Source organism: Roseofilum capinflatum BLCC-M114 (genome assembly GCF_030068505.1).
GTDB classification, from domain to species: Bacteria; Cyanobacteriota; Cyanobacteriia; order Cyanobacteriales; family Desertifilaceae; genus Roseofilum; species Roseofilum capinflatum.
The window spans coordinates 129,692-147,941 of sequence record NZ_JAQOSO010000087.1 but is presented as its reverse complement, the minus strand read 5'-3'; the positions used below and the strand labels follow the sequence as shown (position 1 = coordinate 147,941).

Sequence of the window (18,250 nt, the reverse complement as noted above, 5' to 3'; positions counted from 1 at the left end):
CCTCCTAAGATGGTTGTGGTTTTCAGCAAATTGTCTAATGACAAATCCAGTCTTGAAACAATATTAAGATATTTTTGGGATTTTAGGAAATCAAACCGGATCTTGCTACGATTGTCAGTTTTTATTTTATGCTGGGCGATCGCCCCGATCTCGATTGAACAGCTCTAGGGTTTGGCGGCAAAAGTGCTTTAGCTTGTTCTCGATATCTCGATTGGGTTGGGTTTCCCCCTCAAAGCGCCAATTCTCCACCGTTGAGAATCGCCATTGTTGTCCTTTGTGGCTGTATCCAGTTGCCTCAATCCCAATAGCGCGAAGTTCCTGTTCTAGGGGATCGCGATGAAAACGAATTTGGAGCAGCACAGAACGACTTTGGAACGAGCGGCTAAATCCGGGAAAATGGAAACCCAGATCAATCGAGTCCGGATCGACCAATTCTTGGGTACAGGGGTCATTCATCCAAGGCTTCATATCCACCCGCACATCGGGAAACTGAGCTTTGAATAAATTTACTGTACTGGCAATTTGGCTGGCCATTTCAAAGTTAGTTGCTTGTTCGGCTGCATTCACAGGCAATCCTCCTTGAATCGTGATGACAATTATTCACTGATGAGCAGTTGTTCTGTTGTATCCGCAGTTACGGCAAATTCCCTTAAGGTTAAGGATTTGTAAAGGTTTATGAAGTTGACAAGATAATCAACATTTTTGTAAAATTCAGGGACAACGTTGAAGCTGCTGGAGTAAAGCAATCGTGAAACCTTCAATTCTTGATCCTGCCGCAAGTTACAGCTTTAGCCAATATGCCGCCCTACCCTTTGACACCGCCGATATCCTAGCTGAATTTGGGGTGGCGTTCCAATCGACTTCTCTCCAACTGCCAGAACAGCAACCTCTAGACCCGACCCCACTAATCCATGAATTGACAGAAAACTTGGCATTAGTCAATCCCACCTCAGAAATTGCCCGTCGAGAATCGCTCATTTTTCCCGTACTGAAAACGGTCTGCAAGTTTATCCAGTCACCCCTCAAGATTGAGTATTCGATCCAGGTGAGTAACCAATTGAAGGGAAATGTGGATTATTTTATTCCCGCGCATCAAAACGTTGTCATTATTGAAGCGAAAAATGCCGATCTGGGGAAAGGATTTACCCAGCTTGCGGTAGAACTGATTGCCCTAGACCAGTGGGTTGATACTCCTGTAGATTGTCTCTACGGAGCAGTTACAACAGGAGATACTTGGAAATTTGGTCTGTTTTATCGCCAGCAAAAGTTGATTCAAAAAGATATCAATACCTACGGTGTACCGAATGATTTGGCCAAAGTTATCGCTATTCTATTTGGCATTACGCTGCAAACACCAGGAGCGATCGCCAGTTGATATCATTAAGGGTGGGTTGGTGAAGAACGCAATCTTACCGAATGTCAGCTAAGGAAGGTCGTTGAGATTATGTCCATCACATTACGGAGTATGCAAAAGCTCCTGCGGGAGAATATATCAGGGGAAAACCCCCTCACTGTTGACCCCGAACAGGCCCAAGCGCTGGCGGAAGACTTTTTAGCGCGAGTTGAGCCTCTCCCTGGGGTCAAGCGCCATGATACCTGTTATGATTTCCGTCGTTCTCAAACTGGGTCAAGTGCAGAGCAAACCCCCAGCCATAGGGTCTGTTGTTGTATTCTGCTCGAACAATCAAAAGAGCGCTGGTATCACAACCATACCCATTTACATCTGCTTGTGAGTCCGGAGCAACAGCTCTGGGTAGACTTAGGATATCAGCGATCGCCGGCCCCCGTTTCCGATATCAGTGAAGTCGTCTCCCTAGTGAAAGCCTTTTTACAGCGAGTTGACCGGCAAAAAGCCCAAGCTGCCAAGCGCAAAAAACAGAAAGACTTGAAAGTGCAAGCCATCTTAGCTCAGGTGCGGAAAATTGCCAAAGAAGATAAATTTGACTTTGCCACCGAAGTCGATACAGTTAAGCTCAAGCTCATGATTCGTCTGTCTGACCAAGACTACTTTGCCATTCTGATTCCCTTTAACCAGTTCAAAGAAGTATTACCCAAATTACGACCCGCCATTCAAACTCTTCGCGAGACTTACAATAGTGGTGTTCGCTTTACCACCCGTCTCAAGCGTCGTTATGGCTGGTCTGGCTGGATTCGTCATGAGGATTTGTAACAAAAGTAGAAAGCCCTCTCCCTTTCATGTCCGTAGGAAAATCCCTCTCCCGTGGGAGAGGGACTTCTTACTCCCCTTCTCCCGTGGGAGAAGGGGTTGGGGGATGAGGGCAACATGCTGATAACTGATTATAAAAATGCTATAGAAGAACATGATTCGTATTGATGCTCGCGAACTCTATCAAGTGCTGGAACTCACCCCACCGGAGCAAAATATTCTTCTGGTGGGAAAGCATGGTATTGGCAAATCCGAAATTATCAGCCATTTCTACAGTCAGCGCCAAAATCTGCCTGTTATCCCCTTCTTTTTGGGTCAGATGAGCGATCCGGGGGATTTGATTGGCTTGTTGCATAAAGACGAGAAAACCGGGCGATCGGTGTTTTTACCTCCGTACTGGTGGCCAGAAGCCGATCGCCCCGTGGTACTCTTCCTAGACGAACTGAACCGAGCGCGACCGGAGATTTTGCAGGCGGTTCAAGACCTTACCCTGAACAAAACCTTGGCCGGTAGAGCGCTGCCCCCTGGCAGTATTGTGATCGCTGCGGTGAATGGAGGGGAAGAATATCAACTAACCGAACTCGATCCGGCCCTGGTATCCCGGTTTAACCTCTACGAGTTTGCGCCGACGGTGGAAGATTGGCTGATCTGGGCTGCCGATCGCGATATTGATTCGCGGGTGCTAACCTTTATCCAACAGCATCCAGATTATCTTGATGGTGATAATCTGGATGCGGATACGGCGATCGCCACTGCCGGTCTCGTCAAAACCCCTGATCGCCGCGCTTGGGTAAAAGTTGCGGATTTTGTTGGCAAGCATAAAGATCTCGAAGATATTCATTTCAAACTGATCGCCGGTATGGTGGGGACTCATGCTAGTCTCGCATTTCGCCAAAGCTTGGCTAACCAACGGGGTTTGGAACCGGAGCAACTGTTGTTACAATTTTCTAAGTATTCCAAGCAGCTCAAAGACCTGGAAATTCAGGACTTTGCGAGTTTAAATGAACGGGTTTTACTTTGGCTGAATGCCGGACATTGCCCGGAAAATAAAGCCGATCAGGCCCGCAAGAATCTGTTGAAATACCTCCAGCATCTCGCCAAAGCCAAACAACAGGAGGCGATCGCCCATTTTTCCTCCCTGGTTCAAAGCCCCAAATTTAGCGATGCCATGGGTTTTGTCGCTGAATCGATGGATCTGATTGACTTCTTGTCCGAGTATTTGGAGGCGATTCAGGTTTGAACCCCAATCCTTCGCCAGAAACCCGGTTTCTCCAAGAAACCGGGTTTCTTCAACCTCTTTTAATCTCTCGTGCTGAATAACTATGATTGCAACTCTAACCACACCCGTATCATTCGATCAATTTATAGACTGGTATCCAGAAAACTCGATTGATAAATACGAGCTACGCAATGGAGCGATCGTTAAAATTCCTTTAGGAACCGGGGAACATTCTATGGTTATCGGTTTTTTAATCGGAGAACTGGGAATTCACATCGACCATTACAAATTAACTTGTGCCATTCCCGGTGATTGCTTGCTGAAAGCGATCGATGGCAAATCCGGTTATCAACCCGATCTTATTGTCCTCAATAAAGCGCAACTAGCCGAGGAACCCCGTTGGCAGAAAAAATCAATTATTACCAAGGGAGATTCCGTGCGACTGGCGATCGAGGTTGTAAGTACAAACTGGCAAGATGATTATCTGAGGAAAGTCGGGGACTACGAACTGATGGGTATTTCTGAATACTGGATTGTCGATTATCTGGGTTTAGGCGGTAGGCGGTTTATCGGCAATCCCAAACAACCGACTCTCTCTGTTTACCAACTGGTGGATGGGGAGTATCAGGTAACGCTGTTTACCGGAAACGAGAAAATTGAGTCTTTGGCGTTCCCGGAATTACAACTGAGTGCCGCAGAGATTTTTGCCGCCAAAATTATTTAGATAAAGGTATAGAAGCGGTAGGGTGGGCAGGGTATAGTTGTAAAATTTCAATAATGTCCTTTCTCCTCCTGCCCACCTTACGATTGATTTGTCCGAGTATTTGGAGGCGATTCAGGTATCATATCAAGTTCGCTTATTCATGTCCGCGAAGCGGAAATACCCTAATTAAAAATCCAGGGAGCAAGATGCTCCCACTCCAGTCATATCAAAGAATTCGAGGAGTGCGGGCATCTTGCCCGCTTCTTAACAAATTTTCATGTCCGCTTGCGGAAACCGGACTTGATATCAACCACCGATGACCCCTTACCCATTCCTGCTGTATTACGAGGAGACGAAAATGGTTCAACCGAAACAAGAACTCCAAGGAAAAAAGACTTACGACTTTACCGTTAATATTCTTTCAGGGTCGTTAGCAGGCCGTCAATTTACCGGATTTTTTACCTACGACCCCTCAACCCTACAAGGGGAGGGAGAAGAGACTATTCTGGCTGAAGAAGTTCAATTTAATTATTTGAGCCAATATACTCGTCAGAAGCAACACGCTCGCCTTGCGTTCAAAAATGGAACATTTCAGAGAATGATTTGGGTAGATGGGAAAAAAACTGAACGATTTGGCTTTAATGCAGGGTTTAATCGATGGCAGTTTGGCCGCCCTAGTGAGAATTTTATCAGACAAGGACAAGACTATTTTGGCTATTTGAATCCTAGAACTTTGGTTGATGGGGCAGGAAGGGTCAGCTATACATTACGAGAGCAAGTTTTATCGAGGGATTCTCATTCCGAGGGGTTGCGCGATCGCAAGGCTCCAAAATCACCCGAACAAACAGAAGAATTGGAAACTGTAACAGAAGCCAGCAGTGGGGTTTTATTACGCTGTGAGAAGATTTCAAGAAAATTGCGAATCCGGGTAATTTCTGAGGGATATAATCCAGAATTAAATGTGCAGTTTCCTCGCAGTTGGCGGGAAGAGGAGGCGACGTATGTAGTCGATGAAGTGGAATTAGTCAGCGATCGCAAATTTTACCGTCCTTTGGGCAACATTCGCCGCCTTGTGTCACCAAAAAAGCTGCCCCTGGTCAAAGCAACGGGATCTTGGCAGGATTTAGAAACCACGAATACAGTGGGAAAAGGGGTATTAATTCAATGTATTTCCAAGGGGAAAAAATTACGGGCGCAAGTGGTATCTGAGGGCTACAATCAGGACTATAATGTGCGCTTTCCGCAGAGCATTCGGGCTGAGGGAATTTTTTATGTGGTAGACCAAGTAGAGGAGGCCAGTCAGGGAGGATATTATCTTGCTTATGGGCAGGTCAGGCGCTTAGTTGACAGTTGATGAAGTAAAATAGTGAAATCATCTCAATAGAAATTTAGCTTTTGCACTAATTATGAGTACATTGAAAGAAGCTGAACAAGTTGTTAGTCAATTACCTGCGGAAGACTTAGCTGCTTTTAGAGCTTGGTTTGCAGAGTTTGATGCAGAGATCTGGGATCGTCAGTTTGAAGAAGATGTAGCGGCAGGTAAGCTTGATGGACTCGCTGAGAAAGCATTGCAACATCTACAGGAAGGGCGTTGTACCGATCTATGAAATATCGTGCAACTCCTGACTTTTGGTATCACTATCGGCAGTGAAGCGGTAGGGTGGGCAGGGTATAGTTGTACAATTTAAATGATGTCGTTTCTCCTCCTGCCCACCTGACAATGATTGGAAATCATAGCCGAAATTTTAATTTTTAATTTTTAATTTTTAATTTTTAATTGATATGAAGATCGCCCGTCACCGTATTGCTCGAATAGTCGAAAAGTGGCTGCTGGTTGAGCCACTATTCTTGGCTGTCTGGACGAGTCACGCTTTGGTCTCTGAGCCGCGCATTCAAACGATTCGCGTGCAACGGGGTAGAATTGAGTATAATCCGGAGTTTATCGCGCAATTGAGCGATCGCCACTTAGAAGCTACCCTGCGCTTTGAAGCCCTACGGATTCTGCTCAAACACCCCTACAGTCGCCGCCAAGCGCACTCGGCAATTAGCTATGCTGCCAGCAATATAACGCTCCAGGAATATCTGCAAACCGAGCTACCCTTTCCTAGGGCGCGGGATGTCTTTGGCGACTCCAGTTCTGACAAACAATTCTTCGAGTTCTACTACCACAAGCTGCTCGATCTCGTTCCCCCCTTTTTAAGGGGGGCTAGGGGGGATCAACAGTCCCCCAATCCGGAAGAGGCAGCCTCTGGAGCGTCGGGAGCAGGGATGGGAGAAGCTGAAGCTGAAACTGCCCTCGCATCCGGCTCTTCTAACTCTTCAACTTCAGATCTCCTAGAAGTCTATACCGACGCAGACCTGAGCGGTGTGGAAAATACTGACCAGTGGGATCGAGATGAATTATTAAGCGATCGCCTAGACGATCTGGTAAGAATGGCACAAGCGAATGATAGTTGGGGCAGCATTGGCGGCAAATTGCGCGAACGGATTTTAGCGAATCTGCACCCAAAGCTGGACTATCGGGCAGTTTTACGCAAGTTTCGCACCTCCATCCTCAGCCAACAGCGCAGGCTCACCCGCATGAAGCCCAATCGCCGTTATGGGTTCGCCTATATGGGCAGTCGTCGTGAGTTTAGCACCCGTTTACTCTTTGCCATTGATGTCAGTGGCTCCATGGGAACCAAAGAGCTACAGCAGGGGTTTTCGGTGGTGAACCGCTTTTTTAACTATGGCGTTCCGGCGATCGATGTGATTCAATTTGATACTGAGATTACCAGCGATGTGATGACCTTCCGTTGCGCCAAAAGGGAGGTTCAGTTAACAGGACGAGGCGGGACAAATTTTGGCCCAGTTTTAGCCTATCTGGAAGAACATCGAGATTACGATGGCCTAATTATTTACACCGATGGTTATGCTCCCTGCCCCGAACCGCCCCAGAATCGGCGGACTCGCATTCTGTGGTTGTTTGTGAGCGAGGAGCATTACCGCAGTTGTTATCCCCAGTTACAGCATTTGGGGCAAGGGGCCTATATTAAGGCTAGTGCTGCGATCAGTGCATCAGCATAGTGGACTGTTTCAGTTAAAATGAGGCAATAAGTAGGTTGGGTTGAACGAGGTGAAACCCAATACCCAAATACACCTTCCTTACAGCGCGAAGTGCTGTATATTCTTCACTTGATTTTTGAAACATTAAAAGTCACGTTTATTCTTTTAAGTTGCTTGTAAGAGTCACGGCAGTAGGGTGCGTTAGCAGGGGAGCAATCTATTAATAAATCGAGAATCTCTGCTCCTGCGTAACGCACCAAAACCCTCCCGAAAAATCGTACCTACTACCAACCTTATCAGAGTGTGAGGTATTTAGCTGGTGCGATCGCCGATATTTTGCGAGTGCGATCGCTTGCTATAGAAAGGGCGATCGCAACCTGCTTTTGAAGCACTGCTCAACACCACAACCGCCTCTCAATGTAAAATACAGATAATTGTTTTTATGACAGGAGTATAGCTATGGAGCGATCGACAGCCCTACTACAAGCCAAAACATTGAGTGTTAGCGATCGCATCTGGTTAGTTCAAGCCATCTGGGACAGCATCAGTGCCGAACCAGAGCAGCTTGAGTTAACAGAAGCACAGCAGCAAGAACTATCCCGTCGTCTCGCGGATCATCAAATTAATCCTCAATCAGTGGTTTCTTGGGAAGACATTAGAGCTTCAGCACTTTCTAGAGCAGAAATACAGCAATGAGCTTACCAATTGTATTTCGGGTTGAGGCACAGACTGAATTCGATCTAGCATTTGATTGGTACGAGCAACAGCAAAGAGGACTTGGAGTTGAGTTTCTCACCCGTGTTACTGAAGTATTAGAGCGTATTCAGTCATTTCCAGAAGCCTGTGAGATTGTTTTTGAGGATGCTCGCCGTGCCATTGTCCCTAAGTTTCCATATTTAATTCTGTACAAGGTTGAACCTGATCGTATTGTCATATTGGCAGTATTTCACAGTAAGCGCGACCCACAGGTATGGAGCGATCGGGTATAGCACCATCAATGCAGCCGAACAAGTAACTACTGTAGCATAATATGAACTACCGAGACATCATTACAATTGAGCCTGAAAAACGTGGTGGTAAGCCTTGCGTCCGTGGCTTGCGTATTACAGTCTATGAAGTGCTTGAGTACCTCGCTTCCGAGATGAGCGAAGCAGAAATTCTCGACGATTTTCCCGATCTGACGCGAGAAGATTTAAAAGCCTGCATTGCTTATGCTGCCGATCGCTACTGGATGGTTTCATCTAAAATGATGCAATAGATATAGTGCGAGCATCTTGCTCGCTGCCTTCCTCTAGCGAGCAAGATGCTCGCATTACCCAACATCTAAAGTATCCAATTAGCTGAAACAGTCCACTACTCTGTTCCGCCAACGCACTCTATTGGCTAATTTATGTCATAGTTAAAGTCTAAGATAACATTCTTTTTATGACTGCAACACCGATTCAATCTTTAACTCTCGAAGCCTTCCTCAAACTTCCCTATATTGAGGAATCACCAGCATGGGAATACACGCCAGCAGGAGAGCATACCGGACAAGCAAGACAAAAATCAATGCCTCAAACCCAACACAGTCGATTACAATTCAAGCTGTGCGAAGCAATTAATCAAATTAGCGAAGATCGAGAGATTGCTTGTGCTTTTCCCGAATTACGATGCACTTTTGGCGATCGCTCCCTCGTCCCCGATATTTCTGTATTGCGTTGGAATCGGATTCCCATGACACCAGAAGGCGATCTCATCAACAAGTTCAATTCATTTCCCGATTGGACTATTGAAATTCTCTCACCCGACCAATCTTCTAACCGCGTTGCAGCTAATATTTTACATGGTTTAAAACATGGGAGTGAATTGGGGTGGTTGCTCGATCCGAGCGATCGCTCTATTCTTGTTTTTCGACCCAAACAAGAACCTGTTATTTTTGCTCGAAGCGATCGCTTACCCGTCCTAGCCGGTATCGATCTCGAAATGAGTCCTACCCAAATATTTGATTGGTTAAAAATGAAGCGGATCGCAACCCACTAAAAGATTGAGGCGATCGCTGGCTATACTTTAATGTCAAAGTCGGTTAACCTCTAATGTTAGGTAAGAAGGCGATCTCGGAAACTTTGGCTTTCGCGATCGCCTTCTTATCGCTTATGGTGCGCGATCGATCGTGAAGGCATCAAATTCGCCACCCTCAAATTCACCCGAAATCGTCAATTCATCGCCCACAGAGATATGCGCGGGCGTGCTGTCACCGTAGAGATCCCAAGTATCAACCCGCAAAGTGCGATCGCCTGTATTTAAGCTCAGTCCGTCTTCCCATACCGATTGAACAGTACCCGTGTAAACGTTAGAGCCGGGAGAACGAGAAGCCGGGACACCGACACCTTCAGAAACAGCAGTAGATCCCCCCTCAATACTGAAGGCATCAAATTCGCCACCCTCAAATTCACCCGAAATTGTCAATTCATCCCCCACAGAAATATGCGCGGGCGTGCTGTCACCGTAGAGATCCCAAGTATCAACCCGCAAAGTGCGATCGCCTGTATTTAAGCTCAGACCGTCTTCCCAAACCCGTTCGACGGTTCCCGTATGAACGGTTTGAGCGCGACTGATGTAGGGAAAAGCCACCGCTACAGCAAGACCACTGGCAACTAAGACAGACGCAACAATGCGATTCATGGTGAGACTCCTTGAGTATTGAGAAGAGACTCTTTCGACTTTAGGGACTAAAGATGACGGAAAAATGACAAGGTGGTTTATGGTTTCGATTCGGCGGTAGTCAATGAAAATCTATTGGAATATTCAATGATACATTCTTGTAGGGGCGAGCGGCCGCTCGCCCCTACATATACCGACTCTACAGGATTGCGCGTAATCCAAGATGATGTTAACCTGCTGATGAAGCTGAGGTTTGTTGTTCAATACGTTCCAACATTTTCTCCTTATCTTGGCGGCGTTTCTTCGCATAAAGTTGAATTGCAGCTACCATGGAAACAACTAGCCCAAAAATTAGCCACGTTGTTAAATCTAAAGGTAAACTTCCCTTAAAGACTGCCAAGAGAACAATAACAACTAACAGCACTGTCGGGGCTTCATTTAATGCGCGAAATTGTTGACCTGTCCAGTTGCATTCACCGGATGCTAACCGTCTCATTATTCGTCCACAATAGAAATGATAGCCCAGTAATATAGCAACCAGACCCAGTTTAATATGTAGCCAGCCTGATTTTAATATTTCCGGTTCTGTAGAAATCAAACCGATCGCCATTGCCACTGTAACTACCATTCCGGGCATGGTAATAATATGATAGAGGCGCTTTTCCATAATTTCGTATTGCGCTTTGAGAATGGTTTGTGCGGGTTCCTCTCGTTCTGAGGCTTCAGCATGGTAAACGAAGAGACGAACTAAATAAAACAACCCGGCAAACCAGACCACAACACCAATCAGGTGGAACGCTTTAAACCAAAAATAAGCCATATAGTGTTTTCGTATCGAGCAACTCATCAAGGCGAGTTTAAAATTTCTCTTGGGTCAACAGTGCGATCGCGTAACAAAAGTTAATATAGTCTGAAGGAGTAGTAGGGTGCGATCGCATGGGGAAGAGCGCAAAACACTAAGGTTATTTGGTACTCTGGTTTACAACACTGAGTAGGTGAGGAGAGGAGCCTTGAGATTGGTAATTTTGGGTGGGCCGGGTTCAGGGAAAAGCACGCAAGCGAGGAGTTTGTGCGATCGCCTCCAGATCCCATTAGTCTCTATGGGAGGGATTCTGAAAAAGGCGATCGCCGAACAAACCGAATTAGGATTGCAATGCCAGACTTATGTAGAACGGGGGGAATTTGTACCTGACCCGATTTTAATCACCTTTATCCGCGATCGCCTCCTGCAAGCCGATACAACTAGCGGATGGCTCCTCGAAGGCTATCCTCGCACCGCATTCCAAGCCGAAGAACTCGACTTCTTACTCGATGAACTCCACCAACACCTAAACTGGGCCATTTTCCTCGACACCTCAGAATCAGTGATGATCGAAAGACGGTTAGCCATGGGTGAGGCAGAAGATCTCCCCCACTTAATCAAACGACGGATTGAACTCTTTCAGACCCGAACTGTCCCCATTCTGGATTATTATGACAAACGTCAGCGCCTACTCACCATTGATGGGAATCAATCCCAAGAGCAAGTGCTGGCCAAACTCCAAACTCAACTGATGGCAAACCCCAGCGAAACTTAACCTCAATTATGGCTCTACCCCGTCCCGATGGTCGTCAACCCGATCAACTCCGTCCCATTCGCTTCGAGCGTGGTTTCACCAAGTTTGCTTGGGGTTCTGTCCTCACCAGTTTTGGCGATACCCAAGTGTTGTGTACGGTCTCCGTGCAAGAGAGCGTACCCAAATTTTTAGAAGGTACGGGGAAAGGATGGCTCACGGCAGAATATCGGATGCTTCCCAACGCTACCCCCCAGCGCCACCCTAGAGAGGTATTAAAGTTATCCGGACGCACCCAGGAAATTCAACGGTTAATCGGACGGAGTTTACGAGCTTCTTTAGACTTAGAGCAGTTGGGAGAGCGTACCTTAACGGTGGATGCGGATGTGTTGCAAGCGGATGCCGGTACTCGTACTGCCTCGATTACGGGGGGATATGTGGCCATGGTGGATGCCATTAATCAATTGTTAGCCGAAGGAAAATTAACCCAGTCTCCTTTACGTCATCGAGTTGCGGCTGTATCCGTAGGATTACTGGAAAATGAGCCTTATTTAGATTTGTGCTACGAAGAAGACGTAATGGCCCAAGTCGATTTTAATGTGGTGATGAACGATCGCCTAGAGGCGATCGAAGTCCAAGGCACTGCCGAACACGGCAGTTTTAATCGTCAGCAACTCAATCAGATGCTGGATATGGCAGAAGTGGGCATTCAGCAACTGGTAGACGCTCAACAGCAAGCCCTATCCTGAGAGCGATCGCCGGTTTACTCTGGATTGGTAGGAGGGGCTTCAGATGTAACCACCGTATCCGCTCGATCGAGAACGGACTGGGGAAGCGTTACGCCCATGGCTTGGGCAGATTCAGGGTTAACATACAGTTGTAGGGTATCGACGGTTTCTACAGAGATCTCACCAGGAGATTCTCCTTGCAACACCCGGATCACTTGTTTACCCGTTTGTCGCCCCACATCATAATAATCAAATCCTAAACTGGCGATCGTTCCCCGCTCTACCGAAGCCGTATCCCCAGAATAAATCCCAATCTGATTATCAATACCCACTTGAATCACCGATTCTAAAGCAGAAACCACTGTATTATCCGTCGGCACATAAATGACATCCGCTTTCCCGACCAAACTTTGGGCAGCCGTAGCCACACCACTGGAGTTGGCAACGGTGGCTTCTACAACCGATAATCCCTTGGTTTGGGCCTGTTCTTTGAGTAAATTAACTAAGGAGACGGCATTGGCTTCCCCAGCATTATAAATTACACCAATGGTCTGGAGATTGGGGTTAATTTCTTGCATTAACGACACATGGCTATTAATGGGAGATAAATCACTGACTCCCGTGACTAAACCACCGGGTTGATCGAGTTTTTCGACTAATTTGGCTCCCACCGGATCGGTGACGGCGCTAAAAATAACCGGAATATCCGAACTGGCGGAAACGGCAGCTTGGGCAGAAGGGGTGGCGATCGCCACAATCACATCCGGCTGCTGCGCCACGAAACTAGAGGCAATTTGGGCCGCAGTGGCGGGCGATCCTTGGGCACTCTCCCATGTCCAAGTTAGGGTTTCTCCAGCCGTATACCCGGCCGCTTTTAACTCATCCTGTATCCCGTCACGGGTGGCATCGAGGGCAGGATGCTCGACGATCTGAGTCACCGCCACAGAGGGCATGGTTTCGGCCGTCGGAGATGCAGAGGAGTCTTGAGGCGTTTGGGGTGTGCATCCCCAATTCAGGGCAACCAAGAGGGTTGTACTCAGTAAACTAGAAAAGGAATTCCACCGTAGAGTCATAGGCTGGGTTAGGGTATGATTTGCAAGAGGATGTGACGATCATAGATCAGATGGGGAGATGGGGAGATGGGGGGATGGGGAATGGGGAATATAATGACCCAGAACCGAACTCTTTTAATTGGATCATGATGCCACCCTTGGAGACTGATAAGCCGATCGCGATCGCCGTTTCTAATCTGAATTTTTCTTATCCTGACCAACCCAACGTTCTGCACAACCTCGATTTTACCATTCAGGAAGGGGAACGGGTGGGGTTAATTGGCCCCAATGGAGCCGGAAAAACCACCTTATTTTTTTGTTTGTGTGGAGTCTTATCGCCAACGAGTGGAGAGATTCAACTTTGGGGTGAACCGGTTGAAGTAGGACGGTTTCGCCCGGAAATTGGCTTAGTGTTCCAAAATCCTAGCGATCAGCTTTTTTCGGCTTCTGTATGGGATGATGTGGCCTTTGGGCCGGAAAATATGGGCCTGTCTCCTGATGAGGTGAAATCACGCACCCAGAAGGCTTTGAACTTAACCGGAGTGTGCGACTTAGCCGATCGCCCTCCCCATCATCTATCGGGAGGACAAAAGCGGATGGTGGCGATCGCCTCTGTCCTAGCCATGCATCCCCAAGCGATCGTTTATGATGAACCCAGCGCTAATCTAGATTTGCGATCGCGACGACGTTTAATTAATTTCCTGCAAGCTTCTCCAGAAACCCTGCTCATCGCTTCCCATGACCTCGACTTAATCCTGGAAGTCACCTCCCGCACCCTCCTCCTCGACTCTGGCGAACTGATCGCCGACGGTTCCCCTAAAGAAGTCATGGGAAATCGGCAAATGATGCTCAACCATGGGTTAGAGGTTCCCTACCCACTCCAGTAAATTTCCTGAGAACTCTCAATTGAGCGATCTCGATCACCCTTCCCCAGTTAGTTCATCACCCTGAAGATCCCTGAGTATCACCCCAGCTCAGAGAAGCCTATCACGGCGAGAAACAGGTTATCGGCAGACAATAGGACTATTGAATTCAACATTATCCCATGCCTGCTGAAGCCATTTTTTCCGAGTTCACCATCGAGCAAGTCCTCGCCCAAATCTTTGCCCGTGGCCGAATTTCACGGTTAGATCAGCAACTGCTTATCCGTACTCTTCAAGGGGAACAGATGTTAACAAAAGAACAACACACCGTAATTCAACGTATTTTTGAAGCACTGCAAAATGGATGGCTGAAAGTGGTTGATTAGCGATCGCCCCCAAAAGCACCTCACTTTCTTAAGAGCAAGTTAAACTCATTTTCAGTTTCCCATCAAATATATTTAATTAAAATTTGTTAATCTTTAAAGATTAGAACTGTTCAATACAAACAAACTTATTTATTGATGTCTAATACAATAGGGCACACCTTAACCATGCACCATAAATAGAAAAAATATCTGGTTGAAGAATAAAGTATATCTATGTCATTCACTTATAGTAACTATAAAGTTCCTTCCCAGATTACCTGGATAGTTGTTATTATTTGTATCCTTCCTTTTGGCTTCAATCTTTTCGGAATTGACTTTGGCACAACCGGCCAACCCTTCGATCTCCAAGATGCCCTAAATTGGGAAAACAGCGAAGTAGTTGATGCCATGCACTATGCTTTAGCAGGCAGCTTTGTGCATACAATTTTAGAATGGAGTGCCTGTTGTGCAGCTCTTTTAATTGTTCTGTTAAGTTTTCTCAATTATAGTATCACAGGAAATCCCATTACCCCCACATTAGGAATTGCTTTATTTTTTGCAGGCGTGATGGATGCCTTCCATACTTTAGCCTCCGATCGCTTAATTGATGCCGTCGCCGATCATCATAACTTAATCCCATTCACTTGGGCAATTTGTCGTTTATTTCATGCCCTAATTATGATTGGAGGCGTTTTAATTCTTCTGGTGCATCCTTCGATTAATTATAGTCCGACAAATCCCCACAACACCAAGCAATTTAACTTAATATTTGTGATTAGCATTGTCTTTGGTTTTATAGCCTATGCAATTATTTATTTCTCTGCAACCAGTTACAATCTACCAGAAACCATGTTTCCCAATTCACTGATTACGCGCCCTTGGGATGTGATTCCGTTAATTTTATTTCTGTTGACTGGATGGGTATTATATCCCATGTTCTACAGGAAACAACCGAGTATTTTTGCCGACTCCTTAATTATTAGTGCAATTCCCAATGTAGCCACACAAGTTTACATGGCTTTTGGCTCAACCACTTTATTTGATAACAATTTTAATATTGCCCATTTTCTCAAAATCATTGCCTACCTGGTTCCTTTAACTGGACTCTGTTTAGAATATATACAAATTTATCAAACCAAAACTCGATATCTATCTGACGATCTGAAAAAGAGTATTAATTTATTAAAGTCATTGGGCACTAAAGTGCTAGATGCAACTCAAGTTACACAGATCGTTCGAGACTCTAGTAATGAACTCAAAGGGATGATCGACAACCAAGTGATCGGAACGCAAGAAGTTGTTGAAAATACACGAAAAATATCAAAAAATGCTGACTCATTGTTAATTAAAATCGAGAATTTTGAAACCACATTTAATGCGCTCCAAGGCTCGGTTGATATTGTCTCAAGCCAATTAAGTAAAATTGATGATGATTCTAGAAATGTTAAGAGAATTGTTGATAAAATAACAGGAATTGCTACTCAAACCAAAATGTTGTCCCTAAATGCTTCTATTGAAGCCTCTAGAGTCAACACCCATGGTAATGGTCAAGAATTTACGGTAATTGCCAGAGAGATCGGTCATTTAGCCACTGAAGCCTCGATGGTGGCTAAAACCATTCAACCGATTGTCCAAGATATGCAATCTTCGGTGAAATATGGAGTAGATCAAATGAAAACATTTACCCAAGAATATATGGAGGCATTAATTCCTGAAATTGAGTTGATGCGCGACCATATAAAAGAGCAAAAGGAAGGTGCGAATCAGATTAGTCAAGGAGTAAATGCACTCAATTCAGATTCTGAACATACAGCGAGTTATCTGAAAGAAACCTTTGAACAAACGAATTTTGCCCTAGAGAACCTTGAGCAAGCTGTCGAAGATTTGCAATTAGAAATTACTCGATTTTCCGGTGCAAAGGAAGATTGAGGCGAAATATAATAAAATCAAAGCACTGCGATCGCCAGATGCTCCAGATGCTGTTGAGTTGTTAAGTGGGAAAATCTGCCATGTCATCACCCTTGGGCTTGATTCTACAACGTCGCTATCGGTTAGTGAAACTCTTAGGTCAAGGAGGGTTTGGCTGTACCTACTTGGCGGAAGATTTGGGGCGCTTTAATGAACTGTGCGCCATTAAGGAGTTTGTCCCTAGTGCCAGAAATACCCAAGGGTTAGAGAAGGCGCAGGAATTATTTCAACGGGAAGCCACCATTCTCTACAAACTGCAACATCCCCAAGTGCCTAAGTTTCAAGCCAATTTTGAGGAAGAAGGGCGCTTGTTTTTGGTTCAAGATTATGTAGAAGGCAAGTCCTATCGCACCCTCCTCGATGAACGCAAAGCACAGGGACAGGTGTTTTCGGAAGCTGAAGTTAAGGTTTTTCTCACCCAAGTCTTGCCGGTTTTGGGCTATCTCCATTCCCAAGGGGTGATTCACCGCGATATTGCCCCGGATAATATGATGTGGCGACAACGGGATGGGTTGCCGGTGTTGATTGATTTTGGTGTCGTTAAGGAACTGGCTACCCAGTTATGCAGTGAACCGACAAGTTTGCCGACAACAGTGGGTAAGGTGGGATATGCTCCCAGGGAACAGATACAGATGGGTTTAGCTTATCCCAGTAGTGATTTTTATGCCCTAGGGGTGACGGTGTTGGTGCTGTTGACGGGGAAGGAACCGGGGGAGTTGTTCGATCCGCAAACCCTGAGTTGGAGCATCCCCAGTTCTGCTCTGAGTGCCCCGTTTACCCAGGTTTTGCAGCGCATGTTGACGGAACAACCGGGCGATCGCCCACAAAGTGCCGATCAAATTTTACAAGCTCTCAGTAGTGCAACCGTTCCCCCTCCCCTGTCTCAGTTGCAAACCCAATCTCTGAGTCCCCCATCTCCCCATCCCCCCATCTCCCCAGAACCAGATTCTTATACCAAAATCTGGATCATTGGGGCGATCGTGGCTTTGGTTGCTGGGATAACCTCTTGGATGGTGGTGAGTGCTTGGTTAAGTCAGGATAGGGTAGAAACGGTTAATCCTGGGGTAGAATCTCCCTTACCCTCTCCCTCTCCGTCTCCGTCTCCCTCTCCTTCTCTATCTCCATCCCCCTCTCCATCCCCTTCACCCTCTCCCTCTCCAACCCCGATCCAAACCCCTCAACCGCCTAGTTTACCCACGACTTATCAGGAACGGTTAACGGTTGAACCGGGGGAAGTGACGAGAGTAGAAGGATCGCTCAAAGCTGATGAAGTGCAATATTATCTGATTTCTGCCGAAGCTGGCGATCGCTTTTCGATGTTTATTTCTGGGGATGGAGTGTTAATGACGCTGATGACTCCCGAAGGAGAGGCGATCGACGATCGCGCCACAGATATTTCATTATGGGAAGGAGAGTTTCCCCTCTCTGGAGAATATGCCATTATCGTAACGCCCCTGCGAGGCTTACAGGAAACCGATTATCAACTAGATATTGAACAGTTGAATCTCCCTGTAGAACCGGAACCCACTCCAGAACCCACTCCAGAACCCACTCCAGAACCTGAACCCGAACCAGAAATCAACAGCCAAACCGTTCAGTTTGCACCGGGAACCACAGGCGTAGAAATCAACAGTCAGAGCGATCGCCAACAAATTCAGCGTTATTTAGTTAGAGTGAGAAAAGACCAGATCATGCAAGTCAAAGTCATTGAAGGCAATGTCAGCCTGGATATTCGCTATCCCACAGGAGAGCTAATCGAAGAAGCCTATGATGTCTTGTTCTGGGAATCTCAAATTCCCGAAAGCGGAGTTTATCAAATTGATGTTGTCCCTACCGAGTCCACTAACTTTAGCATCGATATTCAGGTCACCGATTGAATGGGGACTCTAGTGCGAAAAATGGTTTTCCTATGACCCATCACCCATGACCCATGACCGTGTTATC

At 46.3% G+C, this 18,250-nt stretch carries 21 protein-coding genes; 17 read left to right on the top strand and 4 right to left on the bottom strand.

Annotated features, from left to right (window positions below; genetic code table 11):
- Positions 1-126: 126 nt before the first annotated feature.
- Positions 127-567, bottom strand: coding sequence for a hypothetical protein (locus PMG25_RS16930; RefSeq protein ID WP_283761818.1), 441 nt, complete (start codon positions 565-567; stop codon positions 127-129).
- 181 nt (positions 568-748) lie between these two features.
- On the opposite strand from PMG25_RS16930, the gene PMG25_RS16925 reads away from it, so the two are divergent.
- The 11 genes from PMG25_RS16925 (at position 749) to PMG25_RS16875 (ending at position 9,156) form a co-directional block, all read left to right on the top strand.
- The gene (locus PMG25_RS16925; RefSeq protein WP_283768076.1) at positions 749-1,375 is read left to right on the top strand and encodes a hypothetical protein; all 627 of its coding nucleotides are present in this window, start codon (positions 749-751) and stop codon (positions 1,373-1,375) included.
- A gap of 69 nt (positions 1,376-1,444) precedes the next feature.
- A complete protein-coding gene (locus tag PMG25_RS16920) occupies positions 1,445-2,170 on the top strand; it encodes a hypothetical protein (RefSeq protein WP_283768075.1) in 726 nt (241 codons plus the stop codon).
- A gap of 151 nt (positions 2,171-2,321) precedes the next feature.
- Positions 2,322-3,407, top strand: a complete 1,086-nt coding sequence (locus PMG25_RS16915; protein WP_283768074.1) for an AAA family ATPase — start codon at positions 2,322-2,324, stop codon at positions 3,405-3,407.
- A gap of 82 nt (positions 3,408-3,489) precedes the next feature.
- Positions 3,490-4,110 carry a Uma2 family endonuclease gene (locus PMG25_RS16910; RefSeq protein ID WP_283768073.1) on the top strand — a complete coding sequence of 207 codons (621 nt, stop codon included), beginning with the start codon at positions 3,490-3,492 and terminating at the stop codon, positions 4,108-4,110.
- A 337-nt stretch (positions 4,111-4,447) separates the two neighbouring features.
- The gene (locus PMG25_RS16905; protein WP_283768072.1) at positions 4,448-5,443 is read left to right on the top strand and encodes a hypothetical protein; all 996 of its coding nucleotides are present in this window, start codon (positions 4,448-4,450) and stop codon (positions 5,441-5,443) included.
- A gap of 52 nt (positions 5,444-5,495) precedes the next feature.
- A complete protein-coding gene (locus PMG25_RS16900; RefSeq protein WP_283752296.1) occupies positions 5,496-5,696 on the top strand; it encodes a hypothetical protein in 201 nt (66 codons plus the stop codon).
- Between the two features lie 175 nt (positions 5,697-5,871).
- Complete coding sequence (locus PMG25_RS16895; RefSeq protein WP_283768071.1) at positions 5,872-7,155, top strand: DUF2201 family putative metallopeptidase; 1,284 nt, start codon at positions 5,872-5,874, stop codon at positions 7,153-7,155.
- A gap of 438 nt (positions 7,156-7,593) precedes the next feature.
- Entirely contained in the window at positions 7,594-7,830 is a 237-nt protein-coding gene (locus PMG25_RS16890) for an addiction module protein (RefSeq protein WP_283768070.1), read from the top strand.
- On the top strand, positions 7,827-8,123 hold the full coding sequence (locus PMG25_RS16885) for a type II toxin-antitoxin system RelE/ParE family toxin (protein WP_283768069.1): 297 nt from the start codon (positions 7,827-7,829) through the stop codon (positions 8,121-8,123). The genes PMG25_RS16890 and PMG25_RS16885 overlap by 4 nt, the downstream gene beginning before the upstream one ends.
- A gap of 41 nt (positions 8,124-8,164) precedes the next feature.
- Positions 8,165-8,392, top strand: coding sequence for a DUF433 domain-containing protein (locus PMG25_RS16880; RefSeq protein ID WP_283768068.1), 228 nt, complete (start codon positions 8,165-8,167; stop codon positions 8,390-8,392).
- A 167-nt stretch (positions 8,393-8,559) separates the two neighbouring features.
- The gene (locus PMG25_RS16875) at positions 8,560-9,156 is read left to right on the top strand and encodes a Uma2 family endonuclease (RefSeq protein WP_283768067.1); all 597 of its coding nucleotides are present in this window, start codon (positions 8,560-8,562) and stop codon (positions 9,154-9,156) included.
- A 111-nt stretch (positions 9,157-9,267) separates the two neighbouring features.
- Here the strand turns inward: PMG25_RS16875 and PMG25_RS16870 are convergent, their stop codons facing one another.
- Together PMG25_RS16870 and hemJ are read right to left on the bottom strand one after the other, a co-directional pair.
- Complete coding sequence (locus PMG25_RS16870; protein ID WP_283768066.1) at positions 9,268-9,798, bottom strand: hypothetical protein; 531 nt, start codon at positions 9,796-9,798, stop codon at positions 9,268-9,270.
- A gap of 208 nt (positions 9,799-10,006) precedes the next feature.
- On the bottom strand, positions 10,007-10,597 hold the full coding sequence (hemJ, locus tag PMG25_RS16865; protein ID WP_283768065.1) for a protoporphyrinogen oxidase HemJ: 591 nt from the start codon (positions 10,595-10,597) through the stop codon (positions 10,007-10,009).
- A 190-nt stretch (positions 10,598-10,787) separates the two neighbouring features.
- On the opposite strand from hemJ, the gene PMG25_RS16860 reads away from it, so the two are divergent.
- The gene (locus PMG25_RS16860; RefSeq protein ID WP_347178856.1) at positions 10,788-11,354 is read left to right on the top strand and encodes a nucleoside monophosphate kinase; all 567 of its coding nucleotides are present in this window, start codon (positions 10,788-10,790) and stop codon (positions 11,352-11,354) included.
- A gap of 8 nt (positions 11,355-11,362) precedes the next feature.
- Positions 11,363-12,079 carry a ribonuclease PH gene (gene rph / locus PMG25_RS16855; RefSeq protein WP_283768063.1) on the top strand — a complete coding sequence of 239 codons (717 nt, stop codon included), beginning with the start codon at positions 11,363-11,365 and terminating at the stop codon, positions 12,077-12,079.
- Between the two features lie 14 nt (positions 12,080-12,093).
- On the opposite strand, the gene PMG25_RS16850 is transcribed toward rph, so the two are convergent.
- Positions 12,094-13,131 (bottom strand): ABC transporter substrate-binding protein, encoded by a 1,038-nt coding sequence (locus PMG25_RS16850; RefSeq protein WP_283768062.1) that lies wholly within the window; start codon positions 13,129-13,131, stop codon positions 12,094-12,096.
- A gap of 125 nt (positions 13,132-13,256) precedes the next feature.
- Here PMG25_RS16850 and PMG25_RS16845 point away from each other — a divergent pair, with 125 nt between their 5' ends.
- From PMG25_RS16845 to PMG25_RS16830, 4 genes are all read left to right on the top strand, one after another.
- Entirely contained in the window at positions 13,257-13,997 is a 741-nt protein-coding gene (locus PMG25_RS16845; protein WP_347178865.1) for an energy-coupling factor ABC transporter ATP-binding protein, read from the top strand.
- Between the two features lie 158 nt (positions 13,998-14,155).
- Positions 14,156-14,359, top strand: a complete 204-nt coding sequence (locus PMG25_RS16840; protein ID WP_283768060.1) for a hypothetical protein — start codon at positions 14,156-14,158, stop codon at positions 14,357-14,359.
- 213 nt (positions 14,360-14,572) lie between these two features.
- Positions 14,573-16,267: a methyl-accepting chemotaxis protein gene (locus PMG25_RS16835; RefSeq protein ID WP_283768059.1), complete on the top strand. Its 1,695-nt coding sequence runs from the start codon at positions 14,573-14,575 to the stop codon at positions 16,265-16,267.
- Positions 16,268-16,347: 80 nt separating this feature from the next.
- Positions 16,348-18,183, top strand: coding sequence for a serine/threonine-protein kinase (locus PMG25_RS16830; RefSeq protein ID WP_283768058.1), 1,836 nt, complete (start codon positions 16,348-16,350; stop codon positions 18,181-18,183).
- The last annotated feature ends 67 nt before the right edge of the window (positions 18,184-18,250 follow it).

Excerpts from the sequence above, each read along its gene's own strand:
- PMG25_RS16920 (WP_283768075.1), top strand. The coding sequence starts at position 1,445 with ATGTCCATCACATTACGGAGTATGCAAAAGCTCCTGCGGGAGAATATA.
- PMG25_RS16885 (WP_283768069.1), top strand. The coding sequence starts at position 7,827 with ATGAGCTTACCAATTGTATTTCGGGTTGAGGCACAGACTGAATTCGAT.
- PMG25_RS16840 (WP_283768060.1), top strand. The coding sequence starts at position 14,156 with ATGCCTGCTGAAGCCATTTTTTCCGAGTTCACCATCGAGCAAGTCCTC.
- PMG25_RS16890 (WP_283768070.1), top strand. The coding sequence starts at position 7,594 with ATGGAGCGATCGACAGCCCTACTACAAGCCAAAACATTGAGTGTTAGC.
- PMG25_RS16850 (WP_283768062.1), bottom strand. The coding sequence starts at position 13,131 with ATGACTCTACGGTGGAATTCCTTTTCTAGTTTACTGAGTACAACCCTC.
- PMG25_RS16900 (WP_283752296.1), top strand. The coding sequence starts at position 5,496 with ATGAGTACATTGAAAGAAGCTGAACAAGTTGTTAGTCAATTACCTGCG.
- PMG25_RS16905 (WP_283768072.1), top strand. The coding sequence starts at position 4,448 with ATGGTTCAACCGAAACAAGAACTCCAAGGAAAAAAGACTTACGACTTT.
- PMG25_RS16910 (WP_283768073.1), top strand. The coding sequence starts at position 3,490 with ATGATTGCAACTCTAACCACACCCGTATCATTCGATCAATTTATAGAC.
- hemJ (WP_283768065.1), bottom strand. The coding sequence starts at position 10,597 with ATGGCTTATTTTTGGTTTAAAGCGTTCCACCTGATTGGTGTTGTGGTC.
- rph (WP_283768063.1), top strand. The coding sequence starts at position 11,363 with ATGGCTCTACCCCGTCCCGATGGTCGTCAACCCGATCAACTCCGTCCC.
- PMG25_RS16895 (WP_283768071.1), top strand. The coding sequence starts at position 5,872 with ATGAAGATCGCCCGTCACCGTATTGCTCGAATAGTCGAAAAGTGGCTG.
- PMG25_RS16845 (WP_347178865.1), top strand. The coding sequence starts at position 13,257 with ATGATGCCACCCTTGGAGACTGATAAGCCGATCGCGATCGCCGTTTCT.
- PMG25_RS16835 (WP_283768059.1), top strand. The coding sequence starts at position 14,573 with ATGTCATTCACTTATAGTAACTATAAAGTTCCTTCCCAGATTACCTGG.
- PMG25_RS16830 (WP_283768058.1), top strand. The coding sequence starts at position 16,348 with ATGTCATCACCCTTGGGCTTGATTCTACAACGTCGCTATCGGTTAGTG.
- PMG25_RS16870 (WP_283768066.1), bottom strand. The coding sequence starts at position 9,798 with ATGAATCGCATTGTTGCGTCTGTCTTAGTTGCCAGTGGTCTTGCTGTA.
- PMG25_RS16915 (WP_283768074.1), top strand. The coding sequence starts at position 2,322 with ATGATTCGTATTGATGCTCGCGAACTCTATCAAGTGCTGGAACTCACC.
- PMG25_RS16875 (WP_283768067.1), top strand. The coding sequence starts at position 8,560 with ATGACTGCAACACCGATTCAATCTTTAACTCTCGAAGCCTTCCTCAAA.
- PMG25_RS16880 (WP_283768068.1), top strand. The coding sequence starts at position 8,165 with ATGAACTACCGAGACATCATTACAATTGAGCCTGAAAAACGTGGTGGT.